Raw genomic sequence first — 1,413 nt, forward strand, 5'->3', positions numbered from 1 at the left:
TGAGACCTGATGCCGAGCCGATTGTGGTGAAGTGGATGATCCTATGCTGTCGAGAAAAGCCTCTAGCGAGTTTCATGGCGGCCCGTACCCTAAACCGACTCAGGTGGTCAGGTAGAGAATACCGAGGCGTTCGGGTGAACTATGGTTAAGGAACTCGGCAAAATGCCCCCGTAACTTCGGGAGAAGGGGGGCCACGCCTGGTGATCACTCTTGCAGTGTGAGCTGGGGGTGGCCGCAGAGACCAGCGAGAAGCGACTGTTTACTAAAAACACAGGTCCGTGCGAAGCCGTAAGGCGATGTATACGGACTGACGCCTGCCCGGTGCTGGAACGTTAAGGGGACCGGTTAGCTCACTTTCGGGTGGGCGAAGCTGAGAACTTAAGCGCCAGTAAACGGCGGTGGTAACTATAACCATCCTAAGGTAGCGAAATTCCTTGTCGGGTAAGTTCCGACCTGCACGAATGGCGTAACGACTTCTCGACTGTCTCAACCATAGGCCCGGTGAAATTGCACTACGAGTAAAGATGCTCGTTTCGCGCAGCAGGACGGAAAGACCCCGGGACCTTTACTACAGTTTGATATTGGTGTTCGGTTCGGCTTGTGTAGGATAGCTGGGAGACTTTGAAGTCCCAACGCCAGTTGGGGTGGAGTCGTCGTTGAAATACCAGTCTGGTCGTGCTGGATGTCTAACCTGGGTCCGTGATCCGGATCAGGGACAGTGTCTGATGGGTAGTTTAACTGGGGCGGTTGCCTCCTAAAGAGTAACGGAGGCGCCCAAAGGTTCCCTCAGCCTGGTTGGCAATCAGGTGTTGAGTGTAAGTGCACAAGGGAGCTTGACTGTGAGACCGACGGGTCGAGCAGGGACGAAAGTCGGGACTAGTGATCCGGCGGTGGCTTGTGGAAGCGCCGTCGCTCAACGGATAAAAGGTACCCCGGGGATAACAGGCTGATCTTCCCCAAGAGTCCATATCGACGGGATGGTTTGGCACCTCGATGTCGGCTCGTCGCATCCTGGGGCTGGAGTCGGTCCCAAGGGTTGGGCTGTTCGCCCATTAAAGCGGTACGCGAGCTGGGTTTAGAACGTCGTGAGACAGTTCGGTCCCTATCCGCTGTGCGCGTAGGAGTCTTGAGAAGGGCTGTCCCTAGTACGAGAGGACCGGGACGGACGAACCTCTGGTGTGCCAGTTGTTCTGCCAAGGGCATGGCTGGTTGGCTACGTTCGGGAGGGATAACCGCTGAAAGCATCTAAGCGGGAAGCCTGCTTCGAGATGAGGACTCCCACCCACTTGATGGGGTAAGGCTCCCAGTAGACGACTGGGTTGATAGGCCGGATCTGGAAGCACCGTGAGGTGTGGAGGTGACCGGTACTAATAGGCCGAGGGCTTGTCCTCAGTTGCTCGCGTCCACTGTGTT

1 rRNA gene is annotated in these 1,413 nt (G+C 56.4%); it reads left to right on the forward strand.

The annotated features are described in order from the left end of the window. Positions 1–1,391: ribosomal RNA gene (locus tag ACWEK3_RS42385) — 23S ribosomal RNA — on the forward strand; the annotation flags it as partial. Positions 1,392–1,413 lie beyond the last annotated feature (22 nt).

Source organism: Streptomyces sp. NPDC004721 (assembly GCF_053601495.1).